Below are 21,007 nucleotides of genomic sequence, written 5' to 3' on the forward strand. Positions count from 1 at the left end.
AATTACAAAGGCTTTTGGAGGCAGTCTCGTCTGGATTGTGGCGGATTCGTCTCTTAAGTGAGGCAGTCTCGTCTGGATTGGCGTTGGTCCGGTCGTTCGTTACAGCAAATCCAGCCGATTTCACTGTGAAACAAGCCGTTTAGCACGAAAATCCAGCCGAAACTTAATATAATCCAGCGGTTTTCTGTGAGAATCCAGCCGATATCCTACAAAATTCAGCCGTTTAACAAAAAATGTAAAATACAACCGCACCACCTCAACCAGTTCCACAAAAAAAAGAAAGGAAACCGCATGCGATCTCCTCTCCATCAATCTATTCTCTTCTATTCCTGCCGTCAATCAACACAGGCTTGGACAAATATTTAATCCGCTCCATGATCCGCGCAGCCTTCAATTTCTCTTCTTCCCCACGCTGGCTATAGGTCAAGTGATGGGTCAGTTCGCTGAAATTAAAGTTGGAAGTAAAGAATGTCGGCAGGTTCTCGAGCATCCGATACTGGAGAATCGTCCCGAGGATTTCGTCCCTTCCCCAACTCGACATCGTTTCCGCTCCGATATCATCCAGCATGAGGATCGGTGCCGATTTCACCATTTCAAGCTTTTCATTCACGGAATTATCACCGAGTGACTGCTTGATTTCCCTGAAGAACTCCGGTACATATACAATCAAAGACCCGATCTTTTTCTCGGCAAGTTCATTAGCCATAGCCCCTAACAGATAGGATTTCCCGACACCGAACTTCCCGTAAAAATAAAGACCCTTCATTTTTGTTCCTTCTGTATAGGTCTCCACGAAATTTTTCGCCAAACGCACAGCTTCGAGACGGCTTTTCGAATCAAGTTCCAGGGTCTGGAACGACGCTTGTAAAATATCTTTGGGTACATAAAGACTTTTGATCAGACGCTGGGCACTCGTTCTTTCATCATGGATGACTTTACGCGGGCAGCGATGATAGTCGATGTCGATGGTATTGCCCCTGATCACCAAGTGAGGGTCATATCCTTCCATCATGTTCTTACATTCCTGCAAAGAAGGGCAGTAACGACACTCCTTGCTTTGGGAAATGTATTCATACAGCTTCATCAAGCTTTCATTGACCATTTCACTAGTTACAAGGCCTTCGTTCCTGCGGATAAAATCTTTCACATCATTGTTCTCTAAGATCTCTTTTTTCATTTGCTCATATCTCTGTTGAAACGAACCAGAAGTCGCCAACCTTTTTAAGGTGTTATTGATTTTCTCCACCGTTATGTTCACCTACTTCCGAAAATTTTTAAGCTCTTCTTCGAGTTTTTTCTTTTCTGCTTCGAAATCGTATCCGTCAGAAGGGGAATCAGATTCTTCAGGAGCTTCCTCTTCCTTGAACCAGTCGGGAAGCTTTTCAGTACGAATCGGCTTTCTCCGCCTGTTCGATTTGGTTTCTTTTTTACCTTCCGCCCACTCGAGATACTGCTTATGTTCATTCTTCGCAAGTATCATCGCTTCACTAGCCGACGTCACCTTTTTCCTGGACCAATGGGAAGCAATCTTCTCCATATATCCTTTTGTCAACTTCATGTCCGTTTTCAATAACACGTATTGAATCAGCACATTCATGACGCCTATCGGCAGCTTCTGTGACATGAGCACTTCTTCCACAGCCTGCAGATCCGCCTTTGAAGGAGAACCGCCATTGGAAATATCAGAAAGAACGTCCTTTGGGGATGTCGTTTCCAAATAGTCAATGAGCTCCTCTTCCTGAGAGAGAGGTTTATCCCGAACGGCAGGTTTCTTCGCTTCCATTCTCGTCGTCAGGTCCGGCAGCTGATCTCCCGTTTGCATGCCGTACCAGTCCCGGGCGGTTTTCCGCAGTAATTCGATATCGATTGCATCATCTGCATCCAGTGAGCTTAATACGATGTTCTTCATTTGAAGAGGATTGATTCCATAAAGATAGCTCAGCTTCAACACCGTTTCTTTCACATTCTGTGTAAAAGCTTTCCGCGGGACCATGGATTCGGATAAACCGGCAAGCAACAGTTGAAAATCAAAATCGACTTCGTCCAAGGCAAGTCCATCATTTTTACCGTATTTCATATATTGTTCACCAGTGCCGGTTTCTGAATCCACATTGGCATCATGATGAAGGAAGTTGATCTGTTCCGACGTAAACACATCCTGAAACGAACGGGTAATGTTGGTGTACTGATTCATATCAACGGACACATCCGTAAAAAACTTCTTTAAACGAAGATAATGGGTGCGTCCGATCTTGCGGTATAGATATACATTCAGCATTCCATCATGAAAGAATTCCCGAGGGGAAAGGGGCGGCTGCAGTTCATATAGAAATTGCCGGTCTTCATCATCCTTTTTTTCATATACCTTCAACAGCCCGATCCCTTCAAGCTTCATCCTGGCTTCATAGACGTCCTGAAGGTTGACGGAAAGAACGTTCATGAGATGGTAATGGGTGGAATCCGTCGACCATAGACGATTTTCCTCTACTTCCCCCCACAAACTCATATAGAGGCTGTAGCACACAGAACCGATTAGAGGCTGGTACAAAAATGTGATGATTTTACGGTCATATTCCTGAAGCATCCCATTAGTCCCTACCGTATAGTGATCGATCGGCTGTATTTCATTCCAATGCTTCTTCATCATAGTTGGATTCTACCTTTCAATACATAAAGAGAAAAGAGCTAAAGAATACTATCTTCAGCTCATTCTTCTACTCTTTTTTTATCAATTCTTTTAATTCATCTATAAATACATTAATATCTTTAAATTGTCGATATACGGATGCAAAACGGACATATGCCACTTCATCTACTTTTGCAAGATGATCCATGACCATTTCTCCGATCTTGACAGATTCCACTTCAGAGGAACCTTGATTCCGCAGGTCCTTCTCAATGTCTGTTGAGATCTTTTCTAATCTTTCAAGAGGCACAGGGCGTTTCTCGCAGGCCTTAATCAGCCCTCTCAAAATCTTTTCTCGACTAAACTCTTCTCTTACCCCTTCTTTTTTGACCACAATTAAAGGAAGCTCCTCAACCTTCTCGAACGTTGTAAAGCGAAAATTACACACTTCACATTCCCTTCTTCTTCTGATCGAACGTCCTTCATCAGCAGGACGGGAGTCCACTACTCGTGTACCATTATGCTGGCAAGACGGGCATTTCATAATATCAGCTCCGTTATTACAAACTATTACCTTCATCATATAAAAAAGCGGCGACTTTCACAAGCATCTGAAGGATTTACCGTTATTTCACTTTGGTCAATTCACTATCAAGCTGGTGATAATAATGGCTGATCTGCGCTTTTAAAACCGTGTATGTACCAAAAATCTTCCCTTTATCGGCACTGACCTTGAAGTCCACTGCCGTTTCAAGCGGCCTTACTGTAATCACAGTGGCCACGATGAACAATTGGGGCGTCCCGTTTTTTCGGACTGTGATTTCCCCTCTGTCCTTGGACTGTGAGATCACCTCATACTCTGAGGATGAGAATAATCCGAGTACTGCATTGAATGCACTTTGATGCATTGATTTATAATAGCGGGATTTCAGCTCTTTATCTTCATGTTGATCGGATGTTTCGCATTCTGATTGAAATCGCTTCAATAGGGTTCGTATTCCACTCATATCAAGTTCCTCCCTTTAGTTATCCTTATTTTACACGAAATGTCACAATTGAAAAACCCAAAAGTGTACAGGTGAAAAATGCGCACAAAAAAAGAGATGCATGAAACACGCATCTCTTCTGAGTTATTATGAATTAAAGGGCTTGAGCCTGAGACTTCTTCACTTGTACAGGACCCATTCCACGCGGCAATTCAATCGTTTCGCGTGTGTCAGCACCAAGAGCATCTGCAATATATTCAGCAGCGATATTAGGATCTAAATCACCGCAAGTATATACATCAATACTGGCATAACCATGTTCAGGAAAGCTGTGGATAGTTAAATGTGATTCTGAGATGATCACCACTCCACTCACACCTTGAGGCGCAAACTTGTGAAAAGCTACCTCACGTACTTCTGCACCTGACTTAAGCGCAGCATCTACGAATGTTTTCTCAATTCCAACTACATCGTTTAATTTTTCAAAATCGCAACCCCATAATTCAGAGATTACATGACGTCCCATTGTTTCCATTTTCGTATTTCCCCCTTTGACATGATTTTTTTCGTCAAAATGAACGAATCCTTTGGCAAAATCTTAACTACCACGGGGGAAAGTTAGTCCGAAGAGGTCCTAACCCTTTAAGTAGCTAAATCAGTATTCATTTGCTAATAAGAAGTTCACGAAAAATAGTATACTTTGTTTAAAACTCTTTTGCAATAAATTTTTTCAAGTTTTTTAACCCTGTAAAGTGATAATCCTTCTCACCTTCTGATATACAAACAATTTGTAGAAATTTCACCTCCTCATCGGAGACCGTTCCTTTCCGCTCCACTCTGTGGTTCTACACTATTACTCACCATACGGCTTTAAAAATAGCACTGGCAGACCCTAAACAAATCTTTTGCCAATGGAACTCCTAGATACAAAAGCCATAAAAACTACCCAATGCCAACTTTTCATTAGGTAAATAAAGAAAAGAACGCACCCGACAGGTACGTTCTAATAATTTGATTTATTGTTTATGTTGGTTCTTTCAAACGTTGACTCCTTGTTTGGCGTTCATTTTGTTTGCTACGAATTTAGCAAGGTCGACGACGCGGCATGAGTAGCCCCATTCATTGTCGTACCATGCGAGCACCTTCACTTTACGGCTGCCCATGACCATCGTGGACAATCCGTCGATGATGGCTGAATGAGGGTTTGTATTAAAGTCGATCGATACCAATGGTTCTGTTGTGTATTGAAGCACACCGTGCAGGGAACCGAGGGATGCGGTGATGAATGCTTCATTGATTTCTTCCACGGTTACGTCCCTTTTCACATCCACGACTAAATCAACCAATGAAACGTTTGGAGTCGGAACACGCAGTGCCATTCCGTGAAGCTTTCCGTTCAATTGCGGAAGGACCAATGATAATGCTTTTGCAGCACCCGTCGTGGTCGGGATGATCGATTGTCCGCACGCTCTTGCTCTTCGTAAGTCTTTATGTGGATTGTCGATATTTTTTTGATCATTTGTATAAGCGTGTACGGTTGTCATGAGACCGTTTTCAATTCCAAACTGTTCATCCAGCACTTTTGCAACAGGCGCTAAGCAGTTCGTCGTGCAGGAAGCGTTTGAGATGACGCTGTGTTCTTCTATATTTAATGCGCTTTCATTTACACCCATCACAATCGTTACGTCTTCATTTTTACCAGGGGCCGTCAGGATGACTTTTTTGGCTCCGGCTTCTAAATGAAGGCTTGCTTTATCCTTTGAATTGAATTTACCAGTCGCTTCGATCACGATATCGATATCCAACTCGTTCCAAGGTAATGCTTTAGGATCACGATTGCTTAATAACAGGACACGTTTACCGTTGACGATGAGTGCATCATCTTCTGTCACTACGTCTGCCTGGAAAGTACCATGATTTGTGTCATACTTTATTAAATGGGCTAACGTTTCAGCCGGGTAGCTTGCATTGATGGCTACAACCTCTAATTCATCCTCTAAGATCGCTTTTCTGAAAACCATTCTCCCAATACGTCCAAAACCATTGATTGCAATTTTCGCCTTCATAAATCCGGCTCCCCTCTATATTAATGTTATACTTATATGTTTATTTGCTAAAAATAGTATAACATATTTAGAGAATTAGTTAATAAGTATTTTGCGGATTTTAAATGTTTTATAATTCTGACAAATGTGCTTATTGTATGTATATTTTTGTGGTTTAGAAACATACGTTATTTCAATTAAACCCGTATAATAATTTGTAGGGGTATGTGCTGGGTTGAGTTCCGCTACAGGTTGCTCGCTTTCCGCGGGGTGGGCGGTGAGCCTCCTCGGCTGCGCCTGTTGGGTCTCACCTGTCCCACTTTTCCCGCAGGAGTCGAGCAACCTTCCGCTACACTCAACCATGGATATCATGATGGTACCAATTAGAACAACATATAACTCTACAACAATAGTCCATCTAAAAAAACAAAAATGACCGACAAGAATTTTCTTGTCGGTTCATTTAATATGCTATGGTTGTAAGTCCCATTCCACTAAAAGTGCTTCAATCTGTTCTTTTGTTTCTTGCAGTGAGCCGTTGTTGTCGATGACTGCGTCGGCTAGGTTGACTTTGTCTTTGAGGGGGAACTGGGAAGCGATCCTTGCTTCTGCATCTTCACGATTGAAATGATTCCGTTCCATTAAGCGTGTCAGCTGTGTTTCTTCGTTCACGTAAACTAAGAGGGTACGCTCTACCATCCACGTCAGGTTGCTTTCGAATAACAAAGGAATATCCAGGAAGATCGTGCTTTTGCCGACAGCTATGGCTTCATCCTTGTGCTGCAGCATCATGCTTCTTACCGCTGGATGGACGATGCTGTTCAGTTTTTTTCGTTTTTCTTCGGAGTTGAAGATGATTTGACCGAGTTTTTCACGGTTGATGGTTGAATCGTTTTCGTGAAGGATGGTGTCACCAAATTCCTCCACAATGGCAAGGTAGGCCGGCTGGCCGACTTCTACGACCATGCGGGAAGCCAGGTCTGCATCGATGATTGTATATCCTTTTTCATTTAACATGGTGGAAACGGTGCTTTTACCGCTCGCAATACCACCTGTCAATCCTATAATAGTTGCCATGATCGAATCCTTTCGTACCAGCCATTAAAACCGCAGGATCCCAATGAGGATGAGCAGGACGCCCGGAAGAAACGAGACGCGGTGAATCCAGCGAAGATGTGAGAAGAATTCCCCCATTTTCAATCCGGAAAATAAGAACGAAAAGCTCATCACAAAGATCGCAAGGGTGAGCATGACTGGTGAGAAATGTAATAATGCGGCACCGATCCCGGCACCGAAGGCATCCAGTGACAGGGCAATCCCCAGCATGAACGCTTCGATACCCGTAATCGTACCGGATTTATCAAAGTCCGCCGTAAGCGGTCTTCTTAATATTTGTATCACTAAACCTATGGATTTGATTTCAAAATTGATCAATGTTTTTTCATGTGATAACACCGTTTCCTTTTCCGGTCTGAAAAACTGGTAAAGAACGGCTGCGCCGATCACGACAAGGATCAGTCCGCCGATCCTCCCTGCCCAGACCGGGGTAATGACGGATCCGATGGTTTGACCGAGTAACATGGCCAGCAATAATGAGCTCGCTGAACAGATCGATATGATGCTGATTGATTTTGTAGGGATTTTCACTTTTCGCAATCCATAAGTCAAACCAGTGCTAAAACTATCGAGACTCACAGCAAACGCCAGCAGTAATAAGGAGATTGTTTCACTCATCTAATAGCCCTCCCAAAAATCATTACAATACTATATGGTAAGGGCTTATCAAATGTTAAACCTTCTTTCTACCGCTGACATCGGGGACAATAATGAGTCCCTCTCCCGGCTGATACTTTCTTCTCGATGGGCGTCCCGCAGTTACGGCAAGGCTCTTCTTTCCTGCTGTAAACATAAAGATTCTGCTGGAACATCCCCATCTGCCCCTGGGAGTTCACGTATGACCGGATCGTACTGCCACCCATTTCCACGGCTTCGGTCAACGTGTGAATGATTTCCCTGTGCAGTTGTTTGATTTCATCTTGTGACAGGGACTTCGACTTCCGGTCAGGATGAATGCCGGCACGGAATAAGGCTTCATCCACGTAAATATTCCCAAGGCCCACAAGAACCGTCTGATCCAATAAGGTCGCCTTCACGATCCTGTCCGTCCTGCCAAGCTTTTCAGCCAGGTAATCCACTGTGAATTCAGAAAGGAAAGGCTCTGGACCCAGTTGAAGAAGGGGAAGATGAAGCAGTTCCTCCCCTTTCTTGAACAGATGCATCGTCCCAAACTTCCGGACATCGCGGTATCTGAGCTCCGTCCCGTCCGTAAAGTGAAAGATGACATGAGTATGTTTTTCAATGGGATCCTGATGTTCCGCTAAGTTATACTTCCCTTCCATTCTTAAATGGGAAACGAGGGCAACATCATTCAAGTAGAAGATGAGAAACTTCCCTCTTCTCCTCATTTCAAGGATTTCCTGACCTTTCAGACTATCAGTGAATTCATCCGTTTCAATGGGATTTTTGATCATTTTCGGCCAAAAGACACTGACATCTTTAATCTTCTTTCCGAGGACCAGGAGCTCCAATGTCTTTCTGACCGTTTCTACTTCAGGCAATTCAGGCAATGTGGCACCTCCTTCTGCATAAAACTACTTCGCGTCGTACCATGTTTGTCCATACGAATAATCAACCTTCAGCGGAACTTCAAGCTCCATGGCATTCTCCATCACTTCAGGTACGATCTTCTTCAAGGTTTCGATTTCTTCCTCAGGAGCCTCGAAGATCAATTCATCATGCACCTGTAACAACATCCTTGATTGAAGATTCTCTTCCTTCAATCTGGCCGCCATATCAATCATGGCTTTCTTGATGATATCCGCTGCACTTCCCTGAATCGGTGTATTCATCGCTGTACGTTCTGCAAAACTTCGTAAATTGAAATTACGGCTCGTGATTTCAGGAAGGTAACGGCGGCGATTCAACAGAGTTGTCACATACCCCTTCTGTTTCGCATCCTGGACGATATCATCCATATATTCTTTTACGCCGGGGAAGCTTTCCAAGTATTTCTTAATGAATTCCCCTGCTTCTTTCCGTGTGATATCAAGGCTCTGTGATAAGCCGTAATCACTGATTCCATACACAATACCGAAGTTGACGGCTTTCGCATGCCTTCTCATATTAGACGTTACCTCGTCCTTACTCACTCCAAAGACGTCCATGGCGGTCTTCGTGTGAATGTCCATATCGTTTCTGAATGCTTCTACCAACTTCTCGTCACCTGCAATGTGGGCGAGTACCCTTAGTTCGATCTGAGAATAATCGGCAGCGAACATGACCCATCCCTTTTCAGAAGGAATGAAAGCCTGACGGATCTTCCGCCCTTCTTCAAGTCGGATCGGGATATTCTGAAGGTTCGGGTCCGTTGAACTCAGTCGTCCTGTTTGGGTGAGGGCCTGGTTGAAACGGGTATGGATCTTGCTTGAATCTTTATGGACGACCTTCAATAACCCTTCAAGGTAAGTGGACTGAAGCTTCCCTAATTGACGGTAATGAAGGATATGATCAATGATCTCATGCTTCGATTGCAGTTTTTCTAATACGTCTGCCGAAGTGGAGTATCCCGTTTTTGTTTTCTTCACAACCGGAAGACCCAGTTTTTCAAATAGGATGACACCCAGCTGTTTAGGCGAATTGATATTAAAACTATCCCCTGCCAGTTCATGAATGTTCTTTTCCAATTCTTCCAAACGATGAGCAAGCTCTTCCTTCATGGTCTCCAGACGCTCCTGGTCGACTTTCACGCCTGTGAATTCCATTTCAGCAAGAATCAAAGCGAGTGGTAATTCAAGCTTCATATATAAGTCATACAGTTCGTTCTCTTCCAGTTCCTTCATGCACGTATTCTTTAACTCATGCAGGATGAATGCCTTACGTGCAAGATGCTCGGATAGAATCTCAGTGGCAGGGACTTTCTGCTTCGCCCCTTTTCCATAAACCGCTTCATCCGACTCGATGGAAGGCTGACCGCGCCCTTTTGAAATGGATGCGAAGTCTTCACTTGATTCAGAAGGATTGATGATATAGGAAGCGAGCAATAGATCGAACTCGATCCCTTTGATATCGATACCCTGTCGTTTCAGGGAAACAACAGTCTCCTTCGAGTTGTACACATACTTCAAGGCAGATTCATCTTCTGCCCATTTCTTAAAGGCATCTGAATTCACCGCTGTTTCCAGAGTGAAGAAAAACGTCCCTTTTTCATTATGGAGACTCAACCCGATGACGTCCCCAAGATGATAATTCTCTTCAAGCATTTCGATGTAAAGAGAACTTTCGTCTGATAGATATTCTTCTTTAATGGTGTCCACCACGTCAAAGGAGATATCATCCAGCTCCTCAGGTTCAGCTTGTGTGGATTCCCCCATTTTTTCTAGCAGGGAATTGAATCCAAGATCCCGGTAAACTTCCTTCAGCTTCCCTTCATTCCAGCCTTCATAATTCAACTCTTCAACCGTAACTTCGATAGGAGCTTCCCGGAGGATCGTAGCCAGTTCTTTACTCATGATGGCCTGCTCTTTATTTTCTTCGAGCTTCTCTTTCAGTTTCTTTCCGCTCACTTTGTCAATGGACTCCAGGAGCTTTTCAAGGGAATCGAATTCCTTCAGGAGCTTGATGGCCGTTTTTTCTCCTACACCAGGTACCCCTGGGATGTTATCAGAGCTGTCCCCCATCAAGCCTTTCATATCGATGATCCTGTCAGGAGTGATCTCCCATTTTTCTTTAATGTGCTCCGGAGTATATACTTCAATATCCGTGATCCCTTTTCTCGTGATGCAGACCGTGGTGTCTTTCGAGCTCAGCTGGGTCAAATCTTTATCCCCGGAATAGACCTTCACTTCAAACCCGTCTGATTCCGCCTGCAGGGAAAGGGTGCCGATGATATCATCCGCTTCATAATTTTCCTTTTCATAGCGTTTGATCCCATATGCATCTAACAGTTCCCGGATATAAGGGAATTGCTCAGATAGTTCCGGCGGAGTTTTCTGCCTGCCGCCTTTGTATTCCGTGAATGTCTTATGTCTGAAGGTCGTTTTACCAGCGTCAAATGCGACAAGGATATGTGATGGTTTTTCATCTTCCAATATTTTTTGCAGCATGGTCGTGAAGCCATACACCGCGTTTGTATGTACACCCTTGTCGTTATTTAATAAAGGAAGGGCAAAGAATGCACGGTAAGCAATACTGTTACCGTCAATCAAGACTAATTTTTTGGACATGTAAGTACCTCCTGTAAAGGCTTCTGATTCTATAGGTTTATTCTATCACGTTGAGGAATGAAAGGAAAAACGGGGCACTTATTTCATCGAGGAAGAGAGTGATTGGAGATCGGGCTAGTAGATGGGGGCTGGACATCATTGTTCGTTGTATCTTAACGTACAATTCGGTGTGAGATTCTATGAGGTCGGCATAACTTGTGTCACTTCTAATGGAACTCGTGCCACCCTTACAATAACTTGTGCCAAAATGTGATGAACAACGAGAACGCCCTGCAAACATTCCCATTCCACGCTTAGAAAACCAAAAAACCCTTGAAGAATGGACCACGCCACCCTCCAAGAGTACTGATTGTTATTCCGTATACCCCATCAATAACCTCGCGTACGGAGAATCAGATGGTAGAATGATAACTGTTTTATCATCCACTGTTTTCTTATACGTTTCAAGCGTCTTATACAGATCATAGAAACTTGGATCTTTCGAGAACGACTTGTTATACACCTGTGCGGCTTCTGCTTCTCCTTCGGCACGGATCACATTGGCATCCGCCCCTGCCTTAGCAAGCAGTTCCTTCACTTCACGGTCAGTTTCCGCTGTAACCCTTTGTTTCTCGGCATCTCCCATGGACAGGTATTCCTGCGCTTTGGATTCACGCTCGGAAATCATTCGTGTGTAGACGGAGTTTTCATTTGCTTCAGGTAAATCCGTTCGTTTCATGCGGACATCCTGAACGACGATGCCGTATCCGTCACGCTTCAACAACTCATTCACTTTATCTGTCACTTTATCGTTCAAGCTTCCCCGTGACGATTTTTCATCATTGATGATCTCGTCATACTCCAATCGACCGAGCTCTGAACGAACGACCGAGTAGATAAACTCCTCCATCTTCGTCTCGGCATTGATTACCGTCCGTGCATTTTTGATCATTTTCAAAGGATCTTCAATGCGCCATACGGCATAATTATCGATGAGCATACGCTTTTTATCTTTCGTATTGATTTCGGCTTCTGTTACGTCATACGTCATTTGATGCTTCGGCAGCGTCGTTACTGACTGGATGAACGGGATCTTATATTTCAATCCCGGATCTTTATCGATTCTGACCACTTCCCCAAACTGACGGACGACTTTGTATTCCCCTTCTTTTACAATGAAAAGACTCGTGAACAGGAGCAAAAGTGCGGCAATGAGAATCACAAGAAAAATCCCTAATTTAGTATAGCGTCTCCACTCAATGGGCTCTTTCTTCTTTGAATTGATATCAAACACGTTTTGATCACTCATTCTCTTCACTTCCTTCCTGCTTCGACGGAGGATTCTGATTCTCCATCTGTCTGATAGGGAAATACTTCAGCGTTTCCCCACTATCTTTCATGATGTATATTTCTGCATTGGGCAACACATTTTCAAGGGTTTCCAATACAAGTCGTTTCCTGGTGATTTCAGGATTGGATTTATACTCGTTGTACAATTTATCAAATACGGCGACGTCCCCACGCGCCTGCTCGACACGAGCGATTTTATCCCCTTTGGCCCTGGAAATGATCGCATCCTTTTCCCCTTGGGCTTCGTTGGTCCGCTGATTACGATATTTCTTCGCTTCATTGATTTTCGTGTTCATCGTTTCCCTGGCATCCGTAACCGCCGTAAAGGCTGAACGAACTTCTGAGTTTGGCAGTTCAACATCCTGTAATTTCACGGCAAGAATGGAAATACCGATATCGTAGTCGTCAATCAACTCAGTTAACAAATCCCTGACATCCGCTTCGATTTCCGCCTTTCCAGACGTCAAGGCATCATCGATCAACGAACTTCCAATGATGCTTCTTAATGAAGAAGAAGTCGCATCATACAGAATTTCCTTTGGGTCATCCGAATTGAATAAATAGCTTTCCGGATCTGTGATTTTCCATTGTACGACGAGATCGGCGAGGACGATGTACTCATCCCCCGTAATCATTTTGGTTTCTTTCGGAAAGTCTTTAATCTTCCCGTCTTTTTCTTCATATCCAAATTGAAGACTGAAGGTTTCTTTGGACAATACCTCCACCGACTGCATCGGCCATGGCATCTTGAAATGAAGTCCCGGTTCAACGATCGGCTCCCCTGCTTCCCCGAACGTCAACACAAGTGCCTGCTCGGATTCATCAACGGTATACCAGGACGTAAGAAGTACAACAATTAAAATAATGGCTGCAAGCACCATTCCTGCCACAGTATAAACACGCTTCAAACTCATATGCACCCTCCCTTTTCTATCTCTATATCTTATTTTCTGCCTACTAAGATATACGGACATAAGGTAAAAAGGTTTCAAGAATATTAAAAGAAGGTGACAATTCGGACCGGGTAATAATAGCGCTTTCAAAAATAAAAAAGCGAAAAGACGAGAACGGGGTTGGTTCTCGCCTTTTCTTAACACCTTGGATGAAGGGGTTTCACTTAGTATCGTACCACCTGATTGTTAATTGTATTTAAAGCTATTGTAAAAACAATGTAAAATAAGTGAAAACAAACTAAGTATTCCCTCAGATTAGCACATCAGGATAAAAACTGCTTATTCAGCGAGACAGTGAAAGTCGTTCCTTGATTCAATTCACTTTCCACTTCTATATCTCCTTCATGAGCTTCAATGATATGTTTGACAATGGCAAGCCCAAGACCGGTCCCACCGGAGTTACGGCTTCTCGCTTTATCAACCCGATAAAACCGTTCAAAGATACGGGGCAACTCTTCAGGACTGATGCCCATGCCATCATCCTTCACTTTCACGTATACTTTGTCTTGATCTTCCTGAAGCGTGATCCATACATTCCCGCCTTTAGGCGTATATACAATGGCATTGCTGATCAAGTTGATGAAGACCTGCTTCAAACGATATGAATCCACTTCAGCCAGTCCCCTTGACTCGAAATCGGATTGAAGCGATATCTCTTTCGGCTTCGCCTTTTCTCTTAGAATCGGCATCACATCTTCAATCAACCCTGCTACTTCCACTTCCTCCACGGCCAGCTCAAATCCCTGTTTCTCAATCTTGGACAGTTCCAGCAGATCCTTGATGAGGGATTGCAGCCTGTCACTTTCTTTCAAGATGATGTCTAAAAATGACTTCAATGTTTCTGGATCATTCATCGCTCCGTCCAACAACGTTTCAGAGAATCCTTTGATCGAAGTGATCGGCGTTTTCAGTTCGTGTGAAACATTCGCCACGAAGTCTTTACGCATCTGTTCGAGCTTTTTAAGTTCGGTTATGTCATGAAATACAACGACAATCCCTTTCCATTCGTCATTGTTCCCGATGATCGGGGCACCGTACACTTCATAATGCTTTCGATCAAGCTTATGAGGAAGGAGGATCTGTTTACGTAGTCGTTCCTCCGTCATGAAGATTTCCTCCACGAGCTTATTCACTTCCTGATAGTGAATGACCTCATGATATCGTACTTTCTTCAATTGACTTTCCTTCAGACTAAAGAAATCCCTGAACGTCTTGTTGGTCAATACGACAAAGCCGCGATGATCGATTAGCAGTAGGGCGCTTCCCATGTTTTCAATGAGGGTCGTTAACCGATTCTGTTGCATATCCTGGGCATTTACCATCTCTTGAAGATTTCTTGCCAGAATATTTATGGAAGTACTTAGCATACTCGTTTCATCCAACCGGTCTTCGTATGTCCTGGCCCGGTAATTCCCTTTGGCCAGCTCAATGGCAACATTGGTGGCAGACTCTATAGGTTTGGTGTACCTCACTGTAATCCTGGATCCCAGGATGATGATAAGGACCAAAGCGAGTCCCAGGGAAATGGATAAAACAAACCAGATTTGCTGGGTCCCTTTCTCAAGGGCATCCACCTCTGCACTCATGACGAGGAGTCCTTTCATCTGATCATTGGCATCCTTTAACGGATACCAATAAAACCTAAATTCGTTTTCAGACGTCACCAGCTTTTTATGCTTATGCTTAACATTCCAATTCTTATGGATTTCCTTTACGATCCTCTCTTGCTGCGGGCCGACAAAAGATTCCAACGCTTCTGTATCATGAACCACGTTGCCTGCTTGATCAAGGATCGTGATCCTTACATCCAATATGTCACTCAATTCCTGGATCATGTCCGGATTGATTTCTTTCGGTGATCCGTTCTCTTCAATGGAGCTTGCGAGAAGCCTCGCTTCTTTTTCGATCCTTGAGTTGAATGTATCTAAGTAAAAGTTCTTGAAAATTTGTCCCAAAAGCAGCCCAAGCCCTATCAAAACAGCAATGATCAAGGTAATTAATGCAAATAGGAGCTTTGTTCTAAATTTGGTCATCGAGTTTTTGGCTCCTCCAATTTATATCCGAGGCCGCGAATGGTCTTAATGTAGGTCGGTTTCTTCGTATTTGATTCAATTTTTTCCCGTAAGTGGCTGATGTGAACGTCCACAATTCTCGTATCACCGGCGAAATCATAGTTCCAAACCGCACTTAAGAGCTGATCTCTCGTCAACACTCTGCCTTTATTATCCGTTAAGTATAAGAGGAGCTCGAATTCCTTCGGTGTAAGTTCCAGCAGTTCACCTTGGAAATATGCTTCATATTGCTCCGGATACACCTTTAGTTCCCCGACTTCCTTGTAATCCGTCGGTTCTTGAACAACTGTATCCGCCGCTTCCTGGATTGCCTGACTTCGTCTAAGGATCGCTTTCACCCTTGCCACCACTTCACGTGGGCTGAACGGCTTTGTCATATAATCATCCGCACCAAGCTCCAAGCCCAGAACCTTGTCGAATTCATCATCCTTGGCCGTCAACATCAGGATGGGAACATTGATCTTTCGCTGTCGTAAATCCTTGCATACCTCTACTCCGTCCATAGAAGGAAGCATCAGGTCAAGGATGATCAGGTCCGGGGACTGTTCAAGCGCTGCATCCCTTCCTTCTTCACCATCATGGACCGTTGTAACCGAATAACCAGATTGCTCAAGATTATACTTTAAGAGTGTTGCGATAGATTGTTCATCATCCACTACCAAGATTTTTTTGCTCATATCATGTGCCTCCATACAAAAGAAAATTAACCCCAACATCCAAACGTTTATGTAATTGTACTTTCATTATAATATAAATCTTCAGGGTTACCATCATTTAAGAAGATTTAACACTTATTAGTTTTCTTTTATAGAATACACTTTGTCTTTTATAATTATCATTTACATGCATAAAAAAGAGAGCTATGCGACCACAGCCCTCTTTCCGCATTAGAAGTTCTCTAACGCATGGCTATTCATTTTTTCCAAGTGATGAGGTGGACAAACTTTGATGGTCCCGTTAATGACTTTCTCATCCTCTTCATTCGTAGCCAAAACTTGAATGGTTACGAGATGGTTACTCGGATTTACTTCTGTCACCTCAAAAAGAAATTGAACAGTAGCATAATGATAGACCGGTTTAGGGAACTCAATGTTTTGCTCTACAATATGAGAGCCCGGCCCCGGCAAATATTTCGAAACGGCCGATGTAATGATTCCTGTCAGCATGATCGATGGAACGATTGGCTTTTTAAAAGGTGTTTGTGAAGCGTAATCGTGTTGAATGTATAATGGATTGGCATCGTTCGTGAGCCCAAGATACAGAAGCAGTTCGTTGTCTTCAATTTTTTCTGTCAGGGTCAGTTTTTCTCCCACTGTCATTTCTTCGATTTTTCTTCCGAGTTTTCTCTTTTTCCCCAATAGCATAAGAAGCACCTCCGAGTATGTAAACGATTACAATTTTAAATAATAAAAATTGTTTTTATTGTCTGTCTATTAGTATTTTATCATTTTTAGGGTTTCCATACAAAGAGTTTTTACGCGTGACTGGGAAATCTTCTATATTGATCCTTCTTTGAAGAAGTGACTAATTCTATAGAAGAGATTGCATAGTAATATTTTTTTACGGAGCGAGTGCTGGTTGATTTCTGCTCCAGGATGCTCGCTTTCCGCGGGGCTGGCGGTGAGCCTCCTCGGCTGCGCCTGCGGGGTCTCACCTGTCCAGCTTTTCCCGCAGGAGTCGAGCATCCTTCCGCTCCAATCAACTATCGGGGTATATTTTTCACTACTTCAAAATCTATTATAACCACAACTTCTTCTAAGAAGATCTACACTGGTCGTTGGAGATAAAGATTGCCAAACGCTATCTTCAAGTGGAGCAGTCCCCTCTCCTCTTCTATTATTTATTTACAGCGCATTTCCTGATTATTGAATCCTAATTATAGGCACAGTCATTGGTAAAGAATCAAAACAACAAAAAAAACTGACCTCCATAATGGAAGCCAGTTTTGATTATGTCGTTAAGCTAATGAAGACATCACGTTTTTAACAGCGTCTGCGGAGTTGGCCAGTGCAGCTTTTTCGTCTTCGGTCAGTTCGAGTTCGATGATTTTTTCGAGGCCGTTTCCGCCTAGGATGGTCGGGACACCTAGATAGATGCCTTCGAATCCGTATTCGCCTTCTAAGTAGGCGATGGCCGGGATGACGCGGCGCTGGTCTTTAAGGATGGCTTCGACCATTTGGACGAGTGAGGCTGCTGGAGCATAGTAGGCACTTCCGTTACCGAGAAGTCCTACGATCTCGCCCCCTCCTTTACGGGTACGCTCAACGATGGCGTCAAGGCGGTCTTTAGGGATCAACGTCTCTAGCGGGATGCCTCCTGCATAAGAGTAGCGAATAAGAGGAACCATGTCATCTCCGTGGCCACCGAGTACGAATCCGGTGATATCCTTCACAGAGAGGTTCAGCTCCTGAGCGACGAACGTACGGAAGCGGGCTGTATCCAATACGCCCGATTGGCCGATTACGCGTTCTTTCGGGAACCCGGATTCCTTGAACACGGTATAGGTCATGGCATCCACGGGATTGGTCAAGACGATGATGTAGCAGTGAGGTGAGTGCTTGACGATTTGTTGCGTAACTGATTTCATGACCTTTTGATTGGTCTGAACGAGATCATCCCGGCTCATACCCGGTTTCCGGGCAATCCCTGCAGTGATGACAACGATATCCGAATCCTTTGTATCCTCGTAATTGGACGTACCGATGATGTTTGAATCAAATCCCTGTACAGGGCTCGCTTCAAGCATATCCAGCGCTTTCCCTTTCGTTGGATCCTCGTTTTGCGGAATATCAACCAATACCACATCTCCAAGTTCTTTCTGAGCGAGCATCAGTGCCGTTGTCGCCCCGGTGAAACCTCCACCAATAACAGATACTTTTCTACGTTTAATGGCCATCATGATTCCTCCTATTCATGTCATTATGTAAAGGAAGGAGTGCCCCTTTACGAAGCACCCCATCCTTATGTCAAATTATTATGCTTCCATGTTTTCGATTAAAGCAGAACCGAACTCAGAGCATTTCACTTCTGTTGCGCCATCCATCAGACGGGCAAAGTCATATGTTACTACTTTAGAAGCGATTGTTTTTTCCATTGATTTTGTGATCAGGTTAGCAGCTTCTGACCAGCCAAGGTGTTCAAGCATTAGCACACCTGAAAGGATAACAGAAGATGGATTCACTTTATCCATACCTGCATATTTAGGAGCCGTTCCATGAGTCGCCTCAAAGATCGCATGTCCTGTTTCGTAGTTGATGTTTGCTCCAGGAGCAATACCGATTCCACCTACTTGAGCTGCAAGTGCATCAGAGATGTAATCTCCGTTTAGGTTCATTGTAGCTACTACATCAAACTCAGCTGGACGAGTAAGGATTTGTTGTAAGAAGATATCAGCGATTGAATCCTTCACGATGATCTTACCTGCTGCTTCAGCATCGGATTGAGCTTTATTAGCCGCTTCCAATCCGTCAGCTTCCTTGATCTTGTCATATTGAGCCCAAGTGAATACTTTGTCGCCGAATTCTTTCTCAGCAAGCTCGTAACCCCAGTTTTTGAAAGCTCCTTCAGTGAACTTCATGATGTTTCCTTTGTGAACAAGCGTTACTGATTTACGGCCTTCAGTGATCGCGTAGTTGATCGCTGCACGTACAAGACGGCTTGTCCCTTCTTCAGATACAGGCTTGATTCCGATACCTGATGTTTCAGGGAAACGGATTTTGTTAACGCCCATTTCATCTTGCAGGAAGCTGATTAATTTTTTCACTTCATCAGAACCTTTAGCGTACTCGATACCTGCATAGATATCTTCAGTGTTTTCACGGAAGATGACCATATCAGTATCTTCAGGACGCTTAACCGGTGAAGGAACACCTTCGAAGTAACGTACTGGACGCAGGCATGTGAATAGATCCAATTCCTGGCGAAGCGCCACGTTCAATGAACGGATTCCGCCGCCGACAGGAGTCGTAAGTGGACCTTTGATTGCGATGAAATATTCACGGATTGCTTCAAGCGTATCGTTCGGAAGCCATTCGCCTGTTTTGTTGAATGCTTTTTCCCCAGCATATACTTCTTTCCAGGAAATCTTGCGTTCGCCTTTGTATGCTTTCTCTACAGAAGCATCGAGGACGCGTTGAGCTGCTGCCCAAATATCTGGACCCGTTCCGTCACCTTCAATGAATGGGACGATTGGATTGTTAGGCACATTAAGTTGGCCATTCTGGTTTGTAATTTTTTCACCTTGTGTCATTATGTAACCTCCATTTTTTCATTATCAAAGGGGATGACCCATTAGTTAAGCATGTTGAGTCATTCCCCTTCTCTTATTATTACACCAATATTTTTACTATTTGTAAATATTGATGATTAACCTCTTTGATCAACAGGTACATATTCCTGCTTGCCAGGCCCTACATAATCAGCACGCGGGCGGATCAGGCGGTTGTTGGAATATTGTTCAAGAATATGCGCCAACCAGCCGGATACACGGCTTACAGCAAAGATCGGAGTGAATAGATCATGATCGATGCCTAAGCTGTGGTAGACAGATGCTGAGTAGAAATCAACATTTGGCGGCAAGCCTTTGTTAGACGTAAATACGTCTTCTACCTTAACGGACATTTCGTAGTATTTACTTTGTCCTGTTAATTCAGTTAATTTTTTGGACATTTCTTTAAGATGCTTCGCACGTGGGTCCCCTTGACGGTATACGCGGTGACCGAAGCCCATGATTTTTTCTTTCTTTTCTAACTTGTCCAGGATATATTCTTCTGCTTTATCGACAGAACCGATTTCAGTAAGCATCTTCATAACCTGCTCATTCGCACCACCGTGAAGAGGCCCTTTTAAAGCTCCAATTGCAGCGGTAACACCTGAGTAGACGTCTGATAGAGTCGCCACACATACACGTGCTGTGAACGTGGAAGCGTTTAACTCATGATCCGCATGAAGGACAAGCGCTTTATTGAATGCTTCAACTTCAACAGGCTCTGGATCTTTTCCTGTCAGCATGTATAAGAAATTAGCGGCAAACCCCAGGTCCTTACGTGGTGCAACCGGTTCCTGACCGTTGCGGATGCGGGCAAAGCTTGTGACGATCGTCGGGATCTTCGCTTGAAGACGAACGGCTTTCAAGTAGTTTTCCTTGTCTTCCATTACATCCGCTTTGTCATCATATAAGCCCAGTAAGGAAACGGCAGAACGTAAAGCGGCCATTGGATGAACTTCCTTAATGTTATACATCTTGAAGTGCTCGAGCACTTCTTTAGGCAGTTCAGCGTTGGCTGCTAACAGCTCTGTGAATTCCTGAAGTTCCGATGGGTTAGGTAATTTCAGATGCCATAATAGGTAGATTACCTCTTCGAAACTTGCATTGTTTGCTAAATCATCAATGTTGTAGCCAACATATGTAAGAGTGTCGTCAATGATCGAACTGATAGATGATGTTGTTGCTACAACTCCTTCTAATCCGCGAGTTGCTGTCATAATAACCTCTCCTTTTGATAGTTATTTCTCTTTTACCCATTTTCATATGAGTATAAAACCCTACAAAACGATCTATTAAATCTAGTAGGCTTGTTTAAAAAGAACGTAAATAAACACGTTGAGCGATTGCTCAATTCCTATACAAAAAATGATTCCCGGCTCCTCCTATGATAACACGAGAGCTTGGGATGCGCTTACATTTCCTATTATAAACAATTATCTGACTTTTG

General features: G+C 43.6%; 18 protein-coding genes. All 18 read right to left on the bottom strand.

What is annotated here, in order from left to right; genetic code table 11:
* Nucleotides 1-313 precede the first annotated feature (313 nt).
* The 18 genes from dnaI to citZ all read right to left on the bottom strand — a co-directional run bounded on the left by dnaI (nt 314) and on the right by citZ (nt 20,777).
* A complete protein-coding gene (gene dnaI, locus SLH55_RS01430) occupies nt 314-1,246 on the bottom strand; it encodes a primosomal protein DnaI (RefSeq protein WP_320322342.1) in 933 nt (310 codons plus the stop codon).
* Between the two features lie 12 nt (nt 1,247-1,258).
* Nucleotides 1,259-2,644, bottom strand: a complete 1,386-nt coding sequence (locus SLH55_RS01435; RefSeq protein ID WP_219166916.1) for a replication initiation and membrane attachment family protein — start codon at nt 2,642-2,644, stop codon at nt 1,259-1,261.
* A 70-nt stretch (nt 2,645-2,714) separates the two neighbouring features.
* Nucleotides 2,715-3,170 (bottom strand): transcriptional regulator NrdR, encoded by a 456-nt coding sequence (gene nrdR, locus SLH55_RS01440; RefSeq protein WP_219166747.1) that lies wholly within the window; start codon nt 3,168-3,170, stop codon nt 2,715-2,717.
* Between the two features lie 82 nt (nt 3,171-3,252).
* A complete protein-coding gene (locus tag SLH55_RS01445) occupies nt 3,253-3,633 on the bottom strand; it encodes a cytosolic protein (protein ID WP_219166746.1) in 381 nt (126 codons plus the stop codon).
* A gap of 133 nt (nt 3,634-3,766) precedes the next feature.
* The gene (gene speD / locus SLH55_RS01450) at nt 3,767-4,147 is read right to left on the bottom strand and encodes an adenosylmethionine decarboxylase (protein ID WP_034756998.1); all 381 of its coding nucleotides are present in this window, start codon (nt 4,145-4,147) and stop codon (nt 3,767-3,769) included.
* A 502-nt stretch (nt 4,148-4,649) separates the two neighbouring features.
* Entirely contained in the window at nt 4,650-5,678 is a 1,029-nt protein-coding gene (locus SLH55_RS01455) for a glyceraldehyde-3-phosphate dehydrogenase (RefSeq protein ID WP_320322343.1), read from the bottom strand.
* A gap of 450 nt (nt 5,679-6,128) precedes the next feature.
* A complete protein-coding gene (coaE, locus tag SLH55_RS01460; RefSeq protein ID WP_320322344.1) occupies nt 6,129-6,734 on the bottom strand; it encodes a dephospho-CoA kinase in 606 nt (201 codons plus the stop codon).
* A 24-nt stretch (nt 6,735-6,758) separates the two neighbouring features.
* Entirely contained in the window at nt 6,759-7,391 is a 633-nt protein-coding gene (ytaF, locus tag SLH55_RS01465; protein WP_219166743.1) for a sporulation membrane protein YtaF, read from the bottom strand.
* A 68-nt stretch (nt 7,392-7,459) separates the two neighbouring features.
* Nucleotides 7,460-8,284 carry a DNA-formamidopyrimidine glycosylase gene (mutM, locus tag SLH55_RS01470; protein WP_320322345.1) on the bottom strand — a complete coding sequence of 275 codons (825 nt, stop codon included), beginning with the start codon at nt 8,282-8,284 and terminating at the stop codon, nt 7,460-7,462.
* A 24-nt stretch (nt 8,285-8,308) separates the two neighbouring features.
* On the bottom strand, nt 8,309-10,939 hold the full coding sequence (gene polA / locus SLH55_RS01475) for a DNA polymerase I (RefSeq protein WP_320322346.1): 2,631 nt from the start codon (nt 10,937-10,939) through the stop codon (nt 8,309-8,311).
* 352 nt (nt 10,940-11,291) lie between these two features.
* Nucleotides 11,292-12,227, bottom strand: coding sequence for a protease modulator HflC (locus tag SLH55_RS01480; protein ID WP_320322347.1), 936 nt, complete (start codon nt 12,225-12,227; stop codon nt 11,292-11,294).
* Nucleotides 12,220-13,182 carry an FtsH protease activity modulator HflK gene (gene hflK / locus SLH55_RS01485; RefSeq protein WP_320322348.1) on the bottom strand — a complete coding sequence of 321 codons (963 nt, stop codon included), beginning with the start codon at nt 13,180-13,182 and terminating at the stop codon, nt 12,220-12,222. The genes SLH55_RS01480 and hflK overlap by 8 nt, the downstream gene beginning before the upstream one ends.
* 302 nt (nt 13,183-13,484) lie before the next feature.
* Nucleotides 13,485-15,254 carry a two-component system histidine kinase PnpS gene (pnpS, locus tag SLH55_RS01490; protein ID WP_320322349.1) on the bottom strand — a complete coding sequence of 590 codons (1,770 nt, stop codon included), beginning with the start codon at nt 15,252-15,254 and terminating at the stop codon, nt 13,485-13,487.
* Nucleotides 15,251-15,970 carry a response regulator transcription factor gene (locus SLH55_RS01495; protein WP_320322350.1) on the bottom strand — a complete coding sequence of 240 codons (720 nt, stop codon included), beginning with the start codon at nt 15,968-15,970 and terminating at the stop codon, nt 15,251-15,253. Before SLH55_RS01495 ends, pnpS begins: the two co-directional genes overlap by 4 nt.
* 210 nt (nt 15,971-16,180) lie before the next feature.
* Nucleotides 16,181-16,657 (bottom strand): MaoC family dehydratase, encoded by a 477-nt coding sequence (locus tag SLH55_RS01500; protein ID WP_320322351.1) that lies wholly within the window; start codon nt 16,655-16,657, stop codon nt 16,181-16,183.
* 593 nt (nt 16,658-17,250) lie between these two features.
* Nucleotides 17,251-18,189, bottom strand: coding sequence for a malate dehydrogenase (gene mdh / locus SLH55_RS01505; RefSeq protein WP_219166915.1), 939 nt, complete (start codon nt 18,187-18,189; stop codon nt 17,251-17,253).
* A 78-nt stretch (nt 18,190-18,267) separates the two neighbouring features.
* A complete protein-coding gene (icd, locus tag SLH55_RS01510) occupies nt 18,268-19,542 on the bottom strand; it encodes an NADP-dependent isocitrate dehydrogenase (protein ID WP_320322352.1) in 1,275 nt (424 codons plus the stop codon).
* 116 nt (nt 19,543-19,658) lie between these two features.
* On the bottom strand, nt 19,659-20,777 hold the full coding sequence (gene citZ / locus SLH55_RS01515; protein ID WP_320322353.1) for a citrate synthase: 1,119 nt from the start codon (nt 20,775-20,777) through the stop codon (nt 19,659-19,661).
* Nucleotides 20,778-21,007 lie beyond the last annotated feature (230 nt).

This window comes from Rossellomorea sp. YZS02 (genome assembly GCF_033963925.1).
Taxonomy (GTDB): domain Bacteria; phylum Bacillota; class Bacilli; order Bacillales; family Bacillaceae_B; genus Rossellomorea.